General features: G+C 66.3%; 20 protein-coding genes. 9 read left to right on the top strand and 11 right to left on the bottom strand.

The features are described 5' to 3' along the window. Window positions 1–24 precede the first annotated feature (24 nt). Window positions 25–348 (top strand): WhiB family transcriptional regulator, encoded by a 324-nt coding sequence (locus RhoFasB10_RS06710; protein WP_068426636.1) that lies wholly within the window; start codon window positions 25–27, stop codon window positions 346–348. 6 nt (window positions 349–354) lie between these two features. On the opposite strand, the gene RhoFasB10_RS06705 is transcribed toward RhoFasB10_RS06710, so the two are convergent. The 4 genes from RhoFasB10_RS06705 to RhoFasB10_RS06690 are packed head-to-tail and all read right to left on the bottom strand — an operon-like array spanning window position 355 to window position 5280. Beyond that, on the bottom strand, window positions 355–1488 hold the full coding sequence (locus RhoFasB10_RS06705) for an ArsA family ATPase (RefSeq protein ID WP_068426635.1): 1134 nt from the start codon (window positions 1486–1488) through the stop codon (window positions 355–357). Beyond that, complete coding sequence (locus RhoFasB10_RS06700) at window positions 1485–2492, bottom strand: ArsA-related P-loop ATPase (protein ID WP_068426634.1); 1008 nt, start codon at window positions 2490–2492, stop codon at window positions 1485–1487. The genes RhoFasB10_RS06705 and RhoFasB10_RS06700 overlap by 4 nt, the downstream gene beginning before the upstream one ends. A gap of 48 nt (window positions 2493–2540) precedes the next feature. Then, window positions 2541–3899, bottom strand: a complete 1359-nt coding sequence (locus tag RhoFasB10_RS26785; protein ID WP_068426632.1) for a wax ester/triacylglycerol synthase domain-containing protein — start codon at window positions 3897–3899, stop codon at window positions 2541–2543. Window positions 3900–3912: 13 nt separating this feature from the next. Further along, entirely contained in the window at window positions 3913–5280 is a 1368-nt protein-coding gene (locus RhoFasB10_RS06690; protein WP_167675685.1) for a WS/DGAT domain-containing protein, read from the bottom strand. A gap of 59 nt (window positions 5281–5339) precedes the next feature. Here RhoFasB10_RS06690 and RhoFasB10_RS06685 point away from each other — a divergent pair, with 59 nt between their 5' ends. Both RhoFasB10_RS06685 and RhoFasB10_RS06680 read left to right on the top strand, forming a co-directional pair. Continuing rightward, window positions 5340–5507 (top strand): DUF4177 domain-containing protein, encoded by a 168-nt coding sequence (locus RhoFasB10_RS06685; RefSeq protein WP_114330453.1) that lies wholly within the window; start codon window positions 5340–5342, stop codon window positions 5505–5507. 3 nt (window positions 5508–5510) lie between these two features. Continuing rightward, on the top strand, window positions 5511–5966 hold the full coding sequence (locus RhoFasB10_RS06680) for a RidA family protein (RefSeq protein WP_068426624.1): 456 nt from the start codon (window positions 5511–5513) through the stop codon (window positions 5964–5966). 37 nt (window positions 5967–6003) lie between these two features. On the opposite strand, the gene RhoFasB10_RS06675 is transcribed toward RhoFasB10_RS06680, so the two are convergent. After that, window positions 6004–6861: a Gfo/Idh/MocA family oxidoreductase gene (locus RhoFasB10_RS06675; protein ID WP_068426622.1), complete on the bottom strand. Its 858-nt coding sequence runs from the start codon at window positions 6859–6861 to the stop codon at window positions 6004–6006. Between the two features lie 17 nt (window positions 6862–6878). Here RhoFasB10_RS06675 and RhoFasB10_RS06670 point away from each other — a divergent pair, with 17 nt between their 5' ends. Then, a complete protein-coding gene (locus tag RhoFasB10_RS06670) occupies window positions 6879–7658 on the top strand; it encodes an MBL fold metallo-hydrolase (protein WP_068426615.1) in 780 nt (259 codons plus the stop codon). Here the strand turns inward: RhoFasB10_RS06670 and RhoFasB10_RS06665 are convergent. Together RhoFasB10_RS06665 and RhoFasB10_RS06660 are read right to left on the bottom strand one after the other, a co-directional pair. Beyond that, entirely contained in the window at window positions 7655–8329 is a 675-nt protein-coding gene (locus RhoFasB10_RS06665) for a Crp/Fnr family transcriptional regulator (RefSeq protein ID WP_019662947.1), read from the bottom strand. The genes RhoFasB10_RS06670 and RhoFasB10_RS06665 overlap by 4 nt on opposite strands. A gap of 256 nt (window positions 8330–8585) precedes the next feature. Beyond that, a complete protein-coding gene (locus RhoFasB10_RS06660; protein ID WP_068426612.1) occupies window positions 8586–8846 on the bottom strand; it encodes a hypothetical protein in 261 nt (86 codons plus the stop codon). Between the two features lie 161 nt (window positions 8847–9007). On the opposite strand from RhoFasB10_RS06660, the gene nth reads away from it, so the two are divergent. The 4 genes from nth to RhoFasB10_RS06640 are packed head-to-tail and all read left to right on the top strand — an operon-like array spanning window position 9008 to window position 12298. Continuing rightward, window positions 9008–9745, top strand: a complete 738-nt coding sequence (gene nth, locus RhoFasB10_RS06655) for an endonuclease III (RefSeq protein ID WP_240930947.1) — start codon at window positions 9008–9010, stop codon at window positions 9743–9745. After that, a complete protein-coding gene (locus tag RhoFasB10_RS06650; RefSeq protein ID WP_068426606.1) occupies window positions 9742–10401 on the top strand; it encodes a TlpA disulfide reductase family protein in 660 nt (219 codons plus the stop codon). Before nth ends, RhoFasB10_RS06650 begins: the two co-directional genes overlap by 4 nt. A gap of 14 nt (window positions 10402–10415) precedes the next feature. Next, window positions 10416–11111 carry a CoA pyrophosphatase gene (locus RhoFasB10_RS06645; RefSeq protein ID WP_068426694.1) on the top strand — a complete coding sequence of 232 codons (696 nt, stop codon included), beginning with the start codon at window positions 10416–10418 and terminating at the stop codon, window positions 11109–11111. Next, on the top strand, window positions 11108–12298 hold the full coding sequence (locus RhoFasB10_RS06640) for a MarP family serine protease (RefSeq protein WP_167675683.1): 1191 nt from the start codon (window positions 11108–11110) through the stop codon (window positions 12296–12298). The genes RhoFasB10_RS06645 and RhoFasB10_RS06640 overlap by 4 nt, the downstream gene beginning before the upstream one ends. A 61-nt stretch (window positions 12299–12359) precedes the next feature. Here the strand turns inward: RhoFasB10_RS06640 and RhoFasB10_RS06635 are convergent, their stop codons facing one another. The 3 genes from RhoFasB10_RS06635 to RhoFasB10_RS06625 form a co-directional block, all read right to left on the bottom strand. Continuing rightward, the gene (locus tag RhoFasB10_RS06635) at window positions 12360–13538 is read right to left on the bottom strand and encodes an acetyl-CoA C-acyltransferase (protein WP_167675681.1); all 1179 of its coding nucleotides are present in this window, start codon (window positions 13536–13538) and stop codon (window positions 12360–12362) included. 81 nt (window positions 13539–13619) lie between these two features. Further along, a complete protein-coding gene (locus RhoFasB10_RS06630; protein WP_068426593.1) occupies window positions 13620–14555 on the bottom strand; it encodes an alpha/beta hydrolase in 936 nt (311 codons plus the stop codon). Between the two features lie 24 nt (window positions 14556–14579). Then, window positions 14580–15098, bottom strand: coding sequence for a phage holin family protein (locus RhoFasB10_RS06625; protein ID WP_240930942.1), 519 nt, complete (start codon window positions 15096–15098; stop codon window positions 14580–14582). 194 nt (window positions 15099–15292) lie between these two features. On the opposite strand from RhoFasB10_RS06625, the gene RhoFasB10_RS06620 reads away from it, so the two are divergent. Continuing rightward, entirely contained in the window at window positions 15293–16666 is a 1374-nt protein-coding gene (locus tag RhoFasB10_RS06620; protein WP_243636750.1) for an MFS transporter, read from the top strand. Window positions 16667–16720: 54 nt separating this feature from the next. On the opposite strand, the gene acs is transcribed toward RhoFasB10_RS06620, so the two are convergent. Further along, the gene (gene acs, locus RhoFasB10_RS06615) at window positions 16721–18664 is read right to left on the bottom strand and encodes an acetate--CoA ligase (RefSeq protein ID WP_167675677.1); all 1944 of its coding nucleotides are present in this window, start codon (window positions 18662–18664) and stop codon (window positions 16721–16723) included. Window positions 18665–18803 lie beyond the last annotated feature (139 nt).

Here is an 18803-nt window from a genome sequence, read left to right as displayed (position 1 = left end):
CGAATTGCAAAGGGGTATCCGCAAATGCACACGACAGCAGCACCGGCGCGGCTCGATGTCGAAGAAGCAGAAGCTCGAATTGCCTGGGTGTCCCAGGCCAGATGCTCGGGCACGGATCCTGACCAGCTTTTCGTCAGGGGGGCGGCACAGCGTAAGGCCGCAACGATCTGCAGGCACTGTCCTGTACTGATGCAGTGCGGAGCCGACGCACTGGACAACAGGGTGGAATTCGGCGTCTGGGGTGGGATGACAGAACGGCAACGGCGTGCACTGCTCAAGCAGCACCCCGAAGTCGAATCATGGGCGGACTTCTTCGAGTCGCAGCGCCAGCAGCAAGCTGCGATCTGACGGCGGTCAGGCCGACTGCGTCAGCTGATCGGCCACCGCACGCAGGGCGTGCAGATCCGACACCTCGAACGGTAACGACGGCACGCCGACGATCGGAACTCGCGGATGCGCCGACGTGAACCGTCGGAGCAGACGCAGTTCGCGAGTCGCGGTCACCGAACGGGCAGCGTGGATTCGTAGAACTGCTGCGGTCAACGCCGCTGCGTCGTCGTCGACGTCCGTCAACTGGTCCGCGGCCGTGACCGCGTGATCGGCCGGCAACGCCGACAGCGTCGGGTGGGTCCGATTGAGCACGAGGCCCGCCAGCGGCATCCCCTCACCGCTGAGCCTGTCCACGAAGAACGCCGCCTCACGCAGCGCGTCGGGCTCCGCCGCCGCGACCACGATGAAACTGGTGCCGGGTGCCCGCAGGAGCTGGTAGGTGCGCGTCGCACGTTCCCGGAAGCCGCCGAACATCGAATCCAGCGACTGCACGAACGCCGACGCGTCCGTCAGCATCTGGCTGCCGATCACCGTCGACACTCCGCGTAGTGCCAGGCTCATCGCGCCCGTCACCATGCGTGTCAGGCCGCGGCCGGGGGCCATCAGCAACCGGATGAACCGGCCGTCGAGGAATGATCCGAGACGTTGCGGGGCGTCCAGGAAGTCGAGCGCGTTACGCGACGGCGGCGTGTCCACGACGATCAGATCCCACGTCCGATCCGCGGCGAGCTGGCCCAACTTCTCCATCGCCATGTACTCCTGCGTGCCGGAGAACGACGACGCAACCGTCTGATAGAACGGGTTGGCCAGCACCTGCTCGGCCTTCTCGGGCGTCGAATGCTCGATGACCATCTCGTCGAACGTGCGACGCATGTTCAGCATCATCGCGTGCAGCTCGCCCTTCGCCCCGGCGGGCAGCTTCACCGGCTGGGGTGAATTGTCGAGCTCACCGACCCCGAGTGCCTGCGCGAGACGCCGCGCCGGATCGATCGTCAGCACGACGACCTTGCGTCCTTCCTCGGCAGCCCGCAACGCCATCGATGCGGCCGTCGTCGTCTTGCCGACGCCGCCTGCCCCGCACACCACGACGATGCGCGACGACGCGTCGCGCAGAATCCTGTCGATGTCGAGGACTGCCGTTTTACTTGGAACGGTCACTTGACACCCTGCTCTCTGAGTTCCGCCGCCAGTTCGTACAACCCACCGAGGTCGACGCCGTCGGCGAGCATGGGAAGGTGCAGGCGTGCCGTGTCCAACTCGTCGAGCTGGGCGGCGCTCTCGACCTGCGCGGACAACGTCGACGCATGTTCGATGGTTTCGGTCAGCAGGCCCGCGAAGTCGTCGTCGGACAGCGAAATCCCGGTCTTCTCCAGCCCGGTCCGAATGGCTGCCGCGTCGACGGTTCCGTGTGCCGCGTCGGACAGCGCGTCCGCCGGGAGATAGGCAGGCTCGGTGCGATTGACGACGACGGTGCCCAGGCGCAGGTCGGCGGCTTCGAGCTCGCGCACTGCGTCGGCTGTCTCCTGCACCGGCAGCGCCTCGAGCAGCGTGACGAGGTGCACGACGGTGTCGGCCGAGTGCAGCAGCCGCACGACGCCTTCGCTCTGCGAGCGCACCGGACCGCCCTTCGCAAGGTCTGCCATCGCTTTGGTGACGTCGAGGAAATTCCCGATCCGACCCGTCGGCGGGGAGTCGACGACGACCTCGTCGTAGACCCGCCGGCCCGCCTTGTCCGTGCGGATGACGCACTCCTTGACCTTGCCGGTCAACAGCACGTCGCGCAGGCCGGGGGCGATGGTCGTCGCGAACTCGATAGCGCCGATCTTCCGCATCGCGCGGCCGGCGAAGCCGAGGTTGTAGAACATGTCCAGGTATTCGAGGAACGCCGTCTCGATGTCGATGGCGAGCGCGTAGACCTCGCCTCCGCCCTCGGCCGACGCCACGCGCGTCTCCGTCGGCGGCAGCGGCGGAACGTCGAACAGCTGGGCTATGCCCTGGCGTCCTTCGACCTCGACCAGCAGGACGCGGCGCCCGTCGGCGGCGAGCGCCAACGCCAGCGCGGCAGCGACCGTCGACTTCCCGGTGCCGCCCTTGCCCGAGACGAAATGAAGTCGCGCGGCGGCAGCCTTGTCCGGCCAGCCGTCGAAACTCGATGTAGCCACACCACGACCATATAGACGAATCGCGAACTGCCTCGTCAGAAACGCACTTCAGCTCGTTGCGTCGGCAACATCGGCGACGGCGTCGGCCAGAATCCCGGCGTAGCGCTCGTGGTCCGGGAACGTGTCGGGGCACGCGACGACGCATACCGAGACCGCGTCGCCGAGGCCGTAGAAACCGTGGGTGAGCGACCGAGCAGGCCCGAGCATCGGAAACCCGGCCGTGAAGGTGGCCGGGCGACCGCACAGCTCGAGATTTGCATCGCCTCGGTCGACGCTGACCACGGTGACGTTCGTCAGCACCGATTCGGGAACGCGATGGTTCGGCGGCGTGCGTCGGGCGTTCAGCTTCCTCATCGCCAGAAAAATCGGCGCGGGGATCCGGTTCTCCACGGTGATCCACCGCAGCAGAGCGGGGTCTGCGATCTCGGCGCGGGCGCGCGACAGCGACTCGCGGATCGCGCGGGCACGCTTCCGCAGATCGGGGATGCTCACGTGCAGATCGACGGTTCCGTTGACGATGCGGTTGACGGCGGTCCACCGTGCATCCTCGGGAACAGCCATCGGCACAAGTGAATTCAAGCTCTCGGGCGCTCCGTCGCCTATTTCGGCAAGGTACCGTTCCGTGGCCAGGCTCACCGCGGCCAGCCCGAGCGTCGTCACCGACACGGACTTCTTCGCGAAAAGATCTGGCGGACATACGTGTACGTGCGATACGCGTGCGGGAGTCGGGTCGGCATTGCTCGCTATCGCGGGGCGCGGTGAATCGCGTTGTGCTGGTTGCGAACCGTGCACGCGCTCGTAGTCGCGACGTGCTCGCCATGCCGCGACGCGGGCAGTCGCCGTCCGAAACGGCAGAGCAAGCGCCGAGGCAATCGCGATGGGAAGAAGCGACGTCGGAGTCCGAGCGGGCTCGTGTCCTGCGGACGTCTCGGTCGGCTTCGGCGCGAACAACAGTCGCGCGAGCCGTGACGCACCTCGGCCGTCCGTCAACGCGTGACTGACCTGGAACACGACGACCACGGCATTACCGGGGGTCTGCGGAACCCCGGACACCTCGCGGGCGACGTGGATATGCCATGCCGCGCGTGTCGCGTCGACCGGGTCGGTGAGAAGGCGGTCGACGACTCGTCGGAACTCCGGCCACGTCGGCGCGTCCGAGATTTCGTGAACGTGCGACTGCGCCGGCGCGTCGTCGAACACCCAGCGCGGGAAATCGAGATTGCCCGGCACTTCGACGATGCGTTGCGCCAGTTCGGGAATGCGCTGCGCTCGGGCTTCGACGAAATCGCAGATCTGACGAAACGTGGGCGTCGGCCCGGCCGGAGCGAACGCGAGCAGGACGTATTGGTCGCGCGACGCATCACCGGAGTAGTGGAATGCGGCGTCGATGATGTCGAGGCGACTCACGTGTGGCACCCTCTCACAGTTCGCGGATCGAATCGATCAACGATTCGACGTACTTCTCGTGGTCGGGAACGACATCGGGGCACGCGAGCACGACGACGGTGATGATGTCGCCGCCACCGAAGAAACCGTGCACCAGTGGGCGGTTCTCGGCCAGCATCGGCGTACCCGACGTGAATGTCACACGGCTGCCGCATAATTCGAGCATCGGTCGAGTGCGGCCGCGGTCCACGCTGACGACGTTCGTGTGGGTCCAGAACGTCGTCGGACGCACGGTCTTTCGACGTTGCCGAAGGCGCTGCGCGGCAAGTACGACGGGTGCAGGCAGAAGTTCCTCCGCGCGAGCGATGTCGAGCAGTTCGGGTGACGTGACGCGTCGGCGTTCGGCGACAACCGATTCCGCGATCAGTCGAGCCCGCTTGGTCGGATCCGATTCACCGAGGTGCAGATCGACCATGCACGACAGAGCCCGGTTGGCCGACGACCATTCGATGTCGGGACCCAGGGAGACCGGGACACTCGCGTTGAGGACGTCGGGGATGTCGTCGCCGTGTGCGCGCAGGTACTTCTCGGTCGCCGACGCGACGGCGGCCAGGGCCACGGCCGTGACGGGAACCCCGCGTCCCCGCAGCGCCGACGCGGGCAACGGGACGATGTGGACGGCACGGCTGCCGGTGGGATCGACCGTGAGCCGCGTCGACGGTCCGGGCCGTACCGGCGGCGCCAGCTGAGAACGACTGGCTGCGTAGCGTTTTCGGGCCGAACGAATGTGAAGTCCGTAACGGGCCAGTCGTATCGGCGTCGCGAGTACCGACGCGGTCGCGGCCAGTATCGGTGCTCGTGGCCGTCGGACAGGGGCGTGTCCGGGTAGCGCTGCGCCGACGACGTCGTCGGGTGTCCCGGGAGGTGCGAACAGTGCACTCGCGATGCGGGTGAGACCGAGACCGTCGGTCATCGCGTGACTGACCTGCAGGACGACGACCGTCGCCGCGCCGTCGACCGTCGGCACATCGCGGACGCCTCGGAGAACGTGCAGATGCCAGGCCCGGACCCGCGCGTCGAGACCGACCTCGAGAATGGACGAGATGCGCGTCTGGCACTCGGGCCACGACGTGCCCGTGAGGTCGTGGTCGGACAGGTGATCGGCGGTGTCGCCGGCACTGGGAACCCACGACGGGAAGTCGAGGCCGAGTGGCGCTTCACGCAGCACGATGTTCAGGCCTGGCACCACCGGTCGCCGCGCTACGACGTGCGCTTCGATCGCCTCGAACGTGGGAGGGACGGCGTCCTCGGCGTCGAACACGTAGATGCCGTACATGTCCGTCGGTCCGCTCACCGCGCGCAGGAAGTGGAACGCCGCGTCCTTGATGTCCAGTTTTGCCATGGTGAGTGGACTGTAAGGTGCACTCAGCGGTCTGCGCCAATGCGACTAGGCTCACCCGCATGAGCGAACGAATCACCTGGGAATACTTCACCGCGCCGGTCCTGATCCACGCGACCAAACAGATCCTCGACAACTACGGAGCCGAGGGCTGGGAACTCGTCACCATCATGTCCGGACCCAACGGGGGCGACACGTTGGTGGCCTACTTCAAGCGTCCGAAGGTCTGACGCATGGCTGACTGGTCGACGCGCCTGGACGAGCTCGGCATCGAGCTGCCGTCCGTCGTACCCCCTCTGGCTGCGTACATTCCGGCCGTGCAGACGGGTTCGCTGGTCTACACGTCCGGACAGCTACCGATGGTCGCAGGCGAACTGACCGCGACGGGCAAGGTCGGCACCGACGTGTCCGCCGAGGATGCCGCCGAGGCAGCCCGCGTCTGTGCCCTCAACGCGCTGGCTGCCATCGACGCCCTCGTCGGGGTCGACGCGATCAAGCGGGTCGTCAAGGTCGTCGGCTTCGTCGCGTCGGCACCTGGATTCACCGGGCAGCCCGGTGTCGTCAACGGGTCGTCGAACGTCATCGGCGAGATCTTCGGCGACGCGGGCAAGCACGCCCGGTCAGCGGTGGGCGTCGCGGAACTGCCGCTGAACGCGCCCGTCGAGGTCGAGCTGATCGTCGAGGTGTAGGGGCCTTCGGCCCACGTGAGCGCGAATGTATAGCCCTCTATGTATTCGCGCTCACGTGTGCGAGCACCTTCTGCAAATGCAAACCCCGCTGCACCGAGCAGGGATGGTCGATTCCGGACTCGATCGACTCCAGGAACTCGTCGAGCAGCACCGCGAAGCAATCCGTCGCGGGTGTCGACCTGTCCGCCAACGACACGACACCGTCGCTGCCGCTCAGTTCCACGCGAAACAGCGACGGCTGCACCGGCGTCCGCAGTGACAGCGACGAGGTGCTGATCGCGCCGCCGTCGTGCTCGAGCACGACGGTCCACGTATCCGACGCCGCATCGAGTCGCGCCAGAGCGACCCCGGCGATCGGACCGAGCGCGACGTCCAGCAGATCGAAGACGTGCGGTCCCACATCGAACAGAGCTCCGTCTCGATGGCGCCACTCGGACAGCGAGTACTCGCCGCCCAGCACCGCCCCCGAGAGCCACGTCCCCGACCCGGCACTGAACGTCCGCCCGTCGGTCTCCGCGAGAAATGCCCGCGTCTCCGGCGCGAACCGACGCGTCAGCGCCACGATCGACCGCACCGACGCGTGTCCGACGGCGTCGGCCAGCCGGCGCGCCTCGTCGAGCGTCGCGGCGATCGGCTTGTCCAACAGCATGTGCTTGCCCGCCTCGGCTGCCGCGACGGCCATCGGCGCCTGCACCTCCGGCGGAACCGCGAACGAGACGGCGTCGACATCGGCGAGCAACGCGTCGTAACTGTCGTACACGGGCGCTCCGACGGCCGCAGCCGCGTCGGGACGTCGCGCCCACACTCCGGCGAACTCGACGCCCGGATGCGCGGCGAGCGCGGGACCATGCGTCGACCGCGCCCAGGGGCCTGCACCTACCAGTCCGATTCTCATACTCCTAAAGTACGGCTATGACTCTCGCGCACCCGGCCTACGGTCAGCTCCGGCAGGTAACCGACACCGCGGCGGTTCTGCTCGCCGACAATCCAGGCAAGATGACGCTCGACGGCACCAACACGTGGATTCTTCGTGCACCGGGGAGCGGCGACTGCGTCGTCGTCGATCCGGGACCGAAGGACACCGACCATCTCGACGCGGTGGCGTCGACGGGCAACGTCGTGCTCGTGTTGGTGACCCACCGCCACAAGGACCACACGGGCGGACTGAAGAAGTTCCACAAGATGACGGGTGCGCCGATTCGCGCGCTGTCGGAGAAGTACGTTCACGGCAGCACGACGCTGACCGACGGGGAAGTGATCGACGCTGCGGGCGTTCGCATCACCGTGTTGGCGACACCCGGGCACACCGCGGATTCGCTCAGCTTCGTCCTCGACGACGCGGTCCTGACCGGCGACACGATCCTCGGTCGCGGCACGACGGTGCTCGACCCGAAGGACGGCACGCTCGCCGACTACCTGTCGTCGCTGGACCGTCTCGAAGCCGCGGGCGACGGCAAGATCGCGCTACCAGGGCACGGCGCCGAGGTTGCGAACACTGCCGAGGTGGCGCGGTTCTACCGCAAGCACCGGCTGGAACGGCTCGATCAGATCAAGGCGGCGCTCGACGAGCTCGGTCACGATGCCAAGCCGATGCAGGTGGTCAAGCACGTCTACGCGGACGTCGACAAGAAGCTGTGGCCAGCTGCGCGCATGTCGGTGAAGGCGCAGCTGACCTACTTACGGGAGAACTAGCGCGCGCGACGAGCGAGACGCTCGGAATCCGAGATCAGCACGCTCTTGCCTTCGAGGCGCAGCCATCCGCGGTGCGCGAAGTCGGCGAGAGCCTTGTTGACGGTCTCGCGCGATGCGCCGACGAGCTGGGCGATCTCTTCCTGCGTCAAGTCGTGCGTGACGCGCAGCGAGCCGGCTTCCTGCGTGCCGAAGCGCTGAGCGAGCTGCAGCAGAGCCTTGGCGACGCGTCCGGGAACGTCCGTGAAGATCAGGTCGGCGAGGTTGTTGTTGGTACGACGCAGGCGACGGGCCAACACGCGCAGCAGCTGCTCGGCGATCTCGGGACGCTGATCGATCCACGCCTTGAGTGCGTCGCGATCCATGCTGACCGCGCGCACCTCGGTGACCGTCGTCGCGGTCGACGTGCGGGGGCCGGGGTCGAAGATCGACAGCTCACCGAACATGTCCGACGGGCCCATGATCGTCAGCAGGTTTTCGCGTCCGTCCGGGGAGCGGCGTCCGAGCTTGATCTTGCCGGAGACGATGATGTACAGCCGGTCACCGGGCTCGCCCTCGTTGAAGACCACATGTCCTCGGGGGAAGTCGACCGGCTGCAGCTGCTTGGTCAGCGCCGCTACTGCGGAGGGTTCGACTCCTTGGAAGATGCCGGCCCGTGCCAGGACGTCGTCCACTTGCGCTCCTTTTGGGATGTCGCCGACCCAGTCACCCGCGCCGACGATGGCGTTTCTCGCGACACGAGTCCGCGCCTCTCACGACGCCCGGACTCATGTCCGTAATCAAACATGACATTTATCTCGGTGAAGTCTACGTCGCCGAGATCGGAAGTGAGTGGCAGGCGCCACCGAAACGGCGTGAAGAAATCGCACGTAATGGACCATTCACCGAGAATTCACCGTCGAACGAGGGTGTTCGACGCGTTTTCGGGGGTCAGCTTGCGCGTTGGTCGGCCAGGTCCTCGGAGTCGTCGACGACGGGCGCGCGGCGCTTGCGGTTGTTGAAACGGTCGAGCGCGTGCGGCATGCCCTCGTTCGCGAGCGTCGCGACCTCGGACGAACTGGCCTGATCGAGGAACTCCTGGACTTCCTGCTCGTGAACCCCCAGCTTGCTCAATCTGAACTCCACACGCTCCATGGCGAGCGCGAACATCATCAGGAGCACTGGAAAGAGCACCACGGCGAGTCCTTGCATACCGAGCAGTAAACACCCGAAAGGTCTCGATAAGAACACAGGGCAGATTCGTTGCCGATTCTTGTCCGTACAGTTGTGGAGTGAAATCGACTGCCGCCTCGGGTCCCGACGTGCGCAAACGCGAGGAGACCCGACTGGGGCTCGTGCGACGCGCTCGCCGCATGAATCGCGAGCTGGCCCGGGCTTTTCCGCACGTCTACTGCGAACTCGACTTCACCACACCGCTCGAACTCGCCGTCGCGACCATCCTCTCGGCGCAATGCACCGACAAACGCGTCAACATGGTGACGCCCGCTCTGTTCGTGAGATATCGCACTGCCCGCGATTACGCGGAAGCCGACCGAACCGAGCTGGAGGAGTACATCCGCACGACGGGCTTCTATCGCAACAAGGCGAACTCGTTGATCGGTCTCGGCGCGGCGCTGCTGGAGAAGTTCGACGGCGAAGTGCCCGGGAATCTGAAGGACCTCGTGACGCTTCCCGGTATCGGTCGCAAGACGGCCAACGTCGTGCTCGGTAATGCCTTCGACGTCCCCGGCATCACCGTCGACACGCATTTCGGCAGGCTCGTCCGACGGTGGCAGTGGACCGAGGAAGAAGACCCGGTCAAGGTCGAACATGCGGTCGGCGCGCTCATCGAGCGCAAGGAATGGACGGATTTGTCGCACCGCGTGATCTTCCACGGCCGACGCGTCTGCCACGCCCGCAAGCCCGCGTGCGGAGTCTGCGTTCTGGCCAAGGACTGCCCGTCCTACGGGCTGGGACCCGTCGACAAGGTGGCTGCGGCGGCGTTGGTGAAGGGTCCCGAGACGGACCACCTTCTCGAGTTGGCAGGAGTGGAGCCTGCGGAACGACCCTCGGGGTCAGGCGTGACGCCCGCTTCCGGAAGCGGGTCATGAACGCGTCTGCCGGCCGGTGGTCCCTCGCGGCGTTGGTCGTCGTCGCCGCGCTCGTGTTCGCGATCTGGCCTCGGGGGAACGACGAACCGACCACGACGACCGGTCCGGGGCAGGGCGCCCCGATCTCCGAGGAACGACGCGACGCCGACACTGCGCAGGCGCTTGCGCCGCTGAGGGAACGAGCCGCCCTGGATGCATGTCCGACGCCTTCTGCCGGGGCCGTCTCGTCCGGCCCGCTTGCCGGTGTCGAACTCGAATGCATCGGCGACGGCAGCCGCGTCGACCTTGGTGCAGCGCTCGCGGGCAAGCCCGCTCTGATCAACCTGTGGGCGTACTGGTGTGGACCGTGCAAGGAGGAACTTCCGCACCTGCAGGAATACGCCGACTCGGTTGCGGACGAGCTGACCGTGCTGACCGTGCACCAGGATCGCAACGAGGCCAACGGGTTGACGAAGCTCGCCGACTACGGCGTTCGCCTTCCGGGTGTACAGGACGGTGCAGGCCGTATAGCAGCCGCGGTCGGCGCGCCGAGCGTGCTACCGGTGTCGATTCTCGTCGACGCGGATGGCAATGTCGCCAGAGTGTTGCCACAACCTTTCCGAAGCGTCGACGAGATCGACGAGGCCGTTCGCACCGATCTCGGAATCGCCCGGTGACCGCGCCGCAGTGGTTGAAAGCCGTCGTCGACGCAGCCGGGGGAGAACGCGGCCTCACCGACACCGACGGCATCAATCCCGTGCTGCAACGTAAAGCCGTCGGCCCCGAGCCGACGCGTCCCGCCTCTGTCCTCGTGCTCTTCGGTGGAGCGTTCGACGCCGATCCGACCGCTCGTGGGGGACTGCCTGCCGACGCCGACGTCCTGTTGACTCAACGAGCTGCGACGCTTCGGCAACACAGCGGCCAGGTCGCCTTCCCCGGTGGTGCAACCGATCCCGGCGACGAGTCTCCGATAGCCACCGCATTGCGCGAAGCACAGGAAGAGACGGGACTCGATCCGTCCGGCGTGCAACCGCTCGCGACGATGCCTGGAATCTACGTGCCGCCGTCACGATTCGACGTCGTTCCCGTGCTCGCGTACTGGAGAACGCCGAGCCGCGTCGGAGTCGTCGACACCAACGAGGCAGAACGCGTCGTCCGTGTGCCGTTGCGCGAACTGCTCGACCCGGACAATCGGTTTCAGGTCCGGCACCCCGCCGGGTATCAGGGCCCTGCTTTCGCCGTGGACGGGATGCTCGTCTGGGGCTTCACCGGCGGTATTCTTGCGGGTCTTCTGGCCGTCTCGGGCTGGGAAACCGAGTGGGACACATCCGACATTCGCGATCTGGAGGCGAGCTTGGCTGCCGTTGGCGCAGGGTTGGAACGATGACGGGCGGGACCTGGGTCGACATCGTCGTCGTCGGTATCGCGTTGCTCGCAGCGGGTTCGGGATGGCGGCAGGGCGCGGTGGCGTCGGCGATGGCTTTTCTGGGCGTCATTCTCGGAGCTGTCGCGGGCATCCTGATCGCACCGCACGTTCTCGAGCACGTCGACGGGACGAGGCTGCGCGTGTTCGTCGGCATCGCGCTCATCGTGGTTCTCGTCATCATCGGCGAGGTGTCCGGGATGGTTCTCGGGCGGGCGCTCCGGAGCGGAATGCATTCGCGCGGTGCCCGGTCCGTGGACAGCGGCGTCGGCGCGGTCCTGCAGGCTGCGGCCGTGCTCGCCGCGGCGTGGCTACTGGCGATACCGCTGACGTCGTCGTCGCAACCCGAGGTCGCCACTGCCGTGCGCAGTTCGCAGGTGCTCGGCAAGGTCGACGAGGTCGCACCCCAGTGGCTCCGCGGGATCCCCAAGGAATTCTCGGCGCTGCTCGACACGTCCGGGCTACCCGACGTCATCGGGCCGTTCGGGCGTACGCCGGTCGCGAACGTCGAACAGCCGGATCCGGCCCTGGCCGCGAGCCCGCTCGTCGCGCAGTTGCAGCAGAGCGTGCTGAAGGTTTCCGGTGTCGCACCGAGTTGCCAGAAGGCGCTCGAAGGATCCGGATTCGTCGTCGCACCGCAGGTCGTCATGACCAACGCGCACGTCGTGGCCGGAACCGAAGGCGTCACCGTCGATTCGCTCGGCACGGTCTACGACGCCGAGGTCGTGCTGTTCGATCCCGAAGAAGACGTCGCGATCCTGCGAGTCCCCGGGCTGGACGTGCCCGTCATGAACTTCTCGCCGGAGCCTGCGGTGTCGGGGGAGAGCGCGATCGTGCTCGGCTACCCAGGAGGTGGCCCGTACACGGCGAGTCCGGCGCGCATTCGCGAAACCCTGAACCTGGAAGGGCCGGACATCTATCGAACCGGGACCGTCGAGCGTCAGGTGTACACGGTCCGCGGATCGGTGCGTCAGGGCAACTCCGGCGGACCGCTCGTCGCCGAGGACGGCCAGGTGCTCGGACTGGTGTTCGGTGCGGCCGTCGACGACCCCGACACCGGATTCGTGCTGACGGCCGATGAGATCGGCGACGAACTGGCCAGTGGTGTCAACAGCTCGAACGTTGTCGGCACGGGCGCCTGCATCGTGTAGCGGCTACGCCCCACGTGCGCGCGAATGTACAGCCCGCTGCACATTCGCACGCACGACGGCGTCAGGCCCGGAGAATCAGCGCGTTGCCCTGACCGCCACCGCCGCACAGGGCCGCAGCGCCGACGCCACCGCCGCGGCGCTTCAGCGAATGCGCCAGCGAGAGCGCGAGGCGCGCACCCGACATGCCGACGGGATGGCCGAGAGCGATCGCGCCGCCGTGAATGTTCACCTTGTCGGCGTCCAGGCCGAGCTGACCGACCGACGCGAGTGCGACACCGGCGAACGCCTCGTTGATCTCGACGACGTCGAGGTCGCCGACCTTCAGTTCGCCATCCTTTTCGAGCGCCTTCGCGATCGCGTTGGCGGGCTGGTGCAGCAGCGAGGTGTCCGGGCCGGCGACGAACGCCGACGTGCCCAGCTCGGCGATCCATTCCAGGCCGAGCTCCTCGGCCTTCGTCTTGCTCATCAACACCACGGCGGCGGCGCCGTCGGACAGCTGCGACGCGGACCCGGCCGTGATCGTGCCGTCTTCGAGGAACGCGGGACGCAGCTTGCCGAGACTTTCGGCGGTCGTGCCGGCCCGGATGCCCTCGTCGTCGGAGACCGTCGTCGATCCGCGGCGGCTCTTGATCTCGACGGGCACGATCTCGTCGCCGAGCCGGCCGTCCTCGGTCGCCGCAGCAGCGAGTTCGTGTGAGCGAGCGGCGAACGCGTCCTGGCCGGCGCGATCGATGTCGGTGCCCTTCACGTAGCGGTCGGTGGCCTCGCCCATGGACACGTCGTCGAACGCGCAGATGAGGGCATCGCGGTCGAGGGAATCGTCGAGTGACGCCGAGCCGTAACGGAATCCGGTTCGTGCACCGCGGGCGAGATAGGGCGCGTTGGTCATCGATTCCATGCCGCCTGCGACGACGATGTCGGCGTCACCGGACTTGATCAGCCGGTCGCCGTCGATGATGGCCTGCAGTCCGGACAGGCACAGGTTGTTGATCGTGATCGCAGGAGTCGTCAGCGGGATCGACGCGGCTGCTGCGGCCTGGCGGGCCGGGTTCGGCCCGACACCTGCCTGTACGACATTGCCCATGATGACCGCGTCGACGGATCCGGCGTCGACCCCGGCCTTCTCGAGTGCGCCGCGGATCGCGTGCGCGCCGAGATCCGCTGCGCTGAGCGATGCCAGTGCGCCGGCAAGCTTTCCGATCGGCGTGCGTGCGCCCGCAATCAGTACGGTCTGTGTCATGTGCGTCTCCCGTTGTCGTCGGTGAGACGCACAATACTTGTATGTCCTAGTGTTTTCGCACGCGCCCAGCTCCCGCGGGCGTCAGGGCTGATCGCGGCACAGCGCCAGTAGCTCCGCCGTCACCTCGTCGGGCGCTTCCTGATGCGTGTAGTGACCCGCGCCGACGACGGTGTGCAGACGCCGTCGCGGTGCCCACTTCGCGTCGCCTGCGACGGTCTTCCGCAGCACGTACGGATCGTGTTCACCGTGGATCTGCAGAACGGGAATGTCGAGTGTCGTGTCCATCGCCTGCATGAATCGGCGCCCGTCGGACCGGAACTGGCTGCGGAACGCCCACCGCTGATATTCCAACGCGCAGTGCGCGGCACCGGCGATGCGAATCGCGGATCGCATCTGCGTCGCGACGTCGTCGAACTCGTCGCTGTTCTGCCACGAAGCGGAGGTCCGCGCTCGCAGAATGCGCTCGACGGCAGCCCCGTCGTCCTTGGTCAGGGCACGCTCGGGCGCGATCGGGACCTGATAGCGCAGGAAGAACGGCAGCAGCGCGCGTCGCTGACCCTTGTCGCGCAGGACGCCGTGCCGCAGCGCGATGGGGTGCGGCGACCCGACCAGGCCGATCGCGCGCGTCATACGCGGATGCAGCGCGGCCGTCGCCCAACAGACGAGACCGCCGTCGGCGTGTCCCACGAGCGTCGCGTTGGTGTAGCCGAGAGCGCGAATGAGCCCGACGACGTCACCGGCCAGGGTCCAACCGTCGTAGCCGCGAGGCGGTTTGTCGGTGTCACCGTAACCGCGCAGGTCGACGGCCACCGCCCGAAAACCGGCGCTCGACAGCGCCGTCAGTTGATGCCGCCACGACCACCAGAAATCGGCGAAGCCGTGCAGAAGAACGACGAGCGGGGCGTCCGACGGCGCATCGGCGGTCTCGACGACGTGAAATCGGATGCCGTTGGCATGAACGTCGCGGTGGATCCACGGTCCACCGAAGCGAACGGTGGACGGATCAGGCTGGATCATCGGCGAGCCCGGCGACGTGCGTCGCTACTTCTTGTAGCCGGGGATGCCGGGCGCGGTCTCGTGCTGGTTCGGCAGAACCGTCGACGCCTGCTTCAGCGAGTCGATGGTCTTCTCGGGCTTGCGCAGTTTCTTCACACGCCGGTATCCGAGGAAGGCGAGGACCGCGGCCACGAGAACCATGAAGGCGAAGACGATCAGGAACGCAGCCCACCGGGGCAACCAGATGTCGAGAGTCTCGGCGGCGAAGAAAAAGAAGAAGAAGGCGCTGAAGATGAGGACTGCGAGAGCGAGGATGAAGAACAGGCTTCCCTGCAGGCCCTTCTTGATCTCACCGGTCACCTCCGCCTTGGCGAGCTCGACCTCGGCACGAACCAGAGTGGAGACCTGCGTCGTCGCGTCCTTGACCAGGCTGCCGATGCTGCCGGTTCCCGGGGCGCGGTAGTCGGGGTCCGACAGAGGGATCGACGAGATCGTGTTCGGTACGCCCTCCGGGTATGCAGTGCCCTTGCCTGCAGTGCCATTGCCGCGATTGGTCTCGCTCAACTTCTCGACCCCTCCACTTGCTGGTGCTGATGATTCTGGTCTCGGCCGGTCTGCCGTAACACTAGTGCCGAACAGGTCGGAAGCGCTCAGGCGGCTGCCGTCCATGTCCCCGATATTCGGGATCCGCTGATTTTCTCAGGTTGTGATCAGGTAATTTGCACACTCGTACATACCCTCTCTTCAGGAGCACAACCGTGAGCACTACCTCCGCCGTTCCCGGCGACGGCACCACGGCACCGGCACCGGAGGTACCACGGTCTCGTATCGTCGTTGCTTCCATGGTCGGGACGTCGATCGAATTCTTCGACTTCTACATCTACGCCACCGCGGCCGTTCTGGTCTTCCCCAAGCTGTTCTTCCCGGCTGGCAACGACACGACGGCTCTGCTGGCGTCGTTCGCCACGTTCGGCCTCGCTTTCGTCGCTCGTCCCGTCGGCTCAATCCTGTTCGGCCACTTCGGTGACCGAATCGGACGCAAGGCCACTCTCGTCGGCTCGCTGCTGACGATGGGTATCGCCACGTTCGCGATCGGACTGTTGCCGACGTACGCAGCCGCAGGCATTCTCGCGCCCGCGTTGCTGGCGTTGATGCGCTTCGCGCAGGGCGTCGGCCTCGGCGGCGAGTGGAGTGGCGCAGCACTGCTCGCGACGGAAACCGCGAAGCCGGGCAAGCGCGCCTGGGCTGCTATGTACCCGCAGCTCGGTGCGCCGATCGGCTTCTTCTTCGCCAACGGCATCTTCCTGCTCATCGTCATGATGACGGGTTACGACGCGGCCAATTCCGGCACCGACCACGCGTTCCTCACGTGGGGCTGGCGAATCCCGTTCCTGCTCAGCGCCGTCATGGTGATCATCGGTCTCTACGTGCGTCTGAAGCTCGAGGAGACGCCGGTGTTCAAGCTCGCCGTCCAGCGTGGACAGAAGGTCAAGACGCCGCTCGCAGAGGTCTTCAAGACCAGCTGGCGTCAGCTCATCATCGGCACGTTCGTCATGCTCGCGACGTACACGCTCTTCTACATCATGACGACGTGGGTGGTCAGCTACGGCACCGGCAAGGTGTCCGACGTCAACGGTCCGAAGATCACCATTCCGTACACCGACTTCCTCGAACTGCAGCTGATCGCCGTGCTGTTCTTCGCCGCACTCATCCCGGTCGCGGGCTGGCTCGCGGACCGCTTCGGTCGTCGCCCCACGCTGATCGTCATCACGGCGGCGATCATCGTGTTCGGTCTGTCGTTCAACTGGCTCGCCGCTCCGTCGGAGGCGACCGCGGGTCGGATGCTGGTGTTCATGTGCATCGGACTCGCACTGATGGGTCTGACGTTCGGCCCGATGAGTGCCGTTCTGCCCGAACTCTTCTCGACGAACGTGCGCTACACCGGATCGGGAATCGCGTACAACACGTCGTCGATCCTCGGTGCCGCGGTGGCGCCGTTCATCGCGACGTGGCTGGTGTCGTCCTACGGCGTCGGCTGGGTCGGTGTCTACCTGGCCATCGTTGCCGCACTGACGTTGATCTCGCTGATCGTCATGCGGGAGACCAGGGATCAGCAGCTCGAGAACGTGTAAACACACGTGCGTGCGAATGTATAGCGGGCTATACATTCGCACGCACGAGCCGCGTCAGCGGCCTTTCTTGATCGCCTCGAAGACAGCGGGGTCGACGAGCGTGGAGGTGTCGCCGAGGTCGCGGCCTTCGGCGACGTCACGCAGGAGGCGTCGCATGATCTTGCCGGAGCGGGTCTTCGGCAGTTCGGGAACGATCGAAATCTCCCGTGGCTTTGCGATCGGTGAGATCTCCTTGGCCACTTCGGCTTTCAGCTCAGCGATGAGGTCGTCGCCGGTGTTCTCCACTCCGGAGCGCAGGATCACGAACGCCACGATGCCCTGACCGGTGGTCTCGTCCGCGGCGCCGACGACGGCGGCCTCGGCAACACCGTGATGCCCGACGAGAGCGGATTCGACCTCGCTGGTGGAGATGCGGTGGCCGGAGACATTCATGACGTCGTCGACGCGGCCGAGGACCCACAGGTCGCCGTCGTCGTCGAAGCGGGCGCCGTCACCGGCGAAGTACCAGCCCTGCTCTGGGTAGCGGGACCAGTAGGTTTCCTTGTAGCGATCCATGTCGCCCCAGATTCCGCGGAGCATCGACGGCCAGGGCTGGTCGAGAACGAGGTAGCCGTTGCCGCCGGGGCCGAGAGGCTGGGCGTCGTCGTCGACGATCTTCGCCGAGATGCCCGGTAGCGGTGTCTGTGCGGAGCCGGGTTTGGTCGAGGTGACGCCGGGGAGCGGGGAGACCATGATCGATCCGGTCTCGGTCTGCCACCAGGTGTCGACGATGGGTGCGGTGCCGCCGCCGACGACGTCGCGGAACCAGCGCCACGCTTCGGGGTTGATGGGTTCACCGACCGAACCCAGCAGGCGGACCGTCGACAGGTCGTGTGCTTCGGGAATCTCCTTGCCCCACTTCATGAATGTGCGCACAAGGGTGGGGGAGGTGTAGTAGATCGACACCTTGTACTTCTCGATGACGTTCCAATGCCGGTGCTCGTCAGGCGAATTGGGGGTTCCTTCGTAGACCACCTGAGTTGCACGGTTCGAGAGCGGGCCGTACACGATGTAGGAATGCCCTGTGACCCAACCGATGTCGGCGGTGCACCAGTAGACGTCCTTGCCGGCCTTGTGGTCGAAGACGTTGTGGTGGGTGTACGAGGTCTGCGTCAGGTAGCCGCCCGAGGTGTGGATGATGCCCTTGGGCTTACCCGTCGTCCCCGAGGTGTAGAGGATGAACAGTGGGTGCTCGGCCGGGAACGGCTGCGCCTCGTGCTCGGTGGACGCCTTGGCGACGGTGTCGTGCCACCACAGGTCGCGCCCGTCGGTCCAGGAAACCTCGGAGTCGGTGCGCTTGACGACCAGAACATGCTCGATGGAGGCGGCGCCGTCGACTGCTTCGTCGACGGTGGCTTTGATCGGGGCGGGCTTGCCGCGTCGCCATTGGCCGTCGGTGGTGATGACGAGTTTGGCTTCGGCGTCGTCGACGCGGGAGCGCAGGGCGGTGGCGGAGAAGCCGGCGAAGACGACCGAGTGGGTCAGTCCGAGGCGGGCGCACGCGAGGATGGAAACGATCGCTTCGGGGATCATCGGCATGTAGATCGCGACGCGGTCGCCGGCGACGAGTCCGAGGTCGGTCAACGTGTTCGCGGCCTGGGACACCTCGGCGAGCAGATCCGAGTAGGTGACATCGCGAGAATCGCCCGGCTCGCCTTCCCAGTGGATCGCGACCTGGTCGCCGTGCCCGTCGAGCACATGCCGGTCGACGCAGTTGTAGGCGACGTTGAGTTCGCCGTCGCCGAACCACTTCGCAACGGGCGCATCGGACCAGTCGAGCACCTCGGTGAACGGGGTGTGCCAGTGCAGCCTGCGTGCCTGCTCGGCCCAGAACGCCAGACGGTCCTTCTCGGCCTCGGTGTACAGGTCCGCAGTCGCGTTCGCCTGAGCCGCGAAATCCGCGGAGGGCGGATACGAATCCGACGCGGTCTCATGGGCTCCGGAGGTACTGGTCGTCATCTCGAATAGCTCTCTTTCGTCCGTCGATTTCGCCGCTCAGCACATCACCGAACACGGGCTTGCAGGCGCTAGTGAGCGTAGTCACATGTGAGCGCGGTCGCATCGTTGCAGCGCCGTGCAACCCTGTGATCTGCGGCGA

The sequence above is a fragment of the Rhodococcus sp. B10 genome (assembly GCF_011770055.1).
In the GTDB taxonomy this organism is placed as follows: domain Bacteria; phylum Actinomycetota; class Actinomycetes; order Mycobacteriales; family Mycobacteriaceae; genus Rhodococcoides; species Rhodococcoides kyotonensis_B.
The sequence above is the reverse complement of the archived record's forward strand: the minus strand, read 5'-3'. Positions and strand labels throughout refer to the sequence as shown.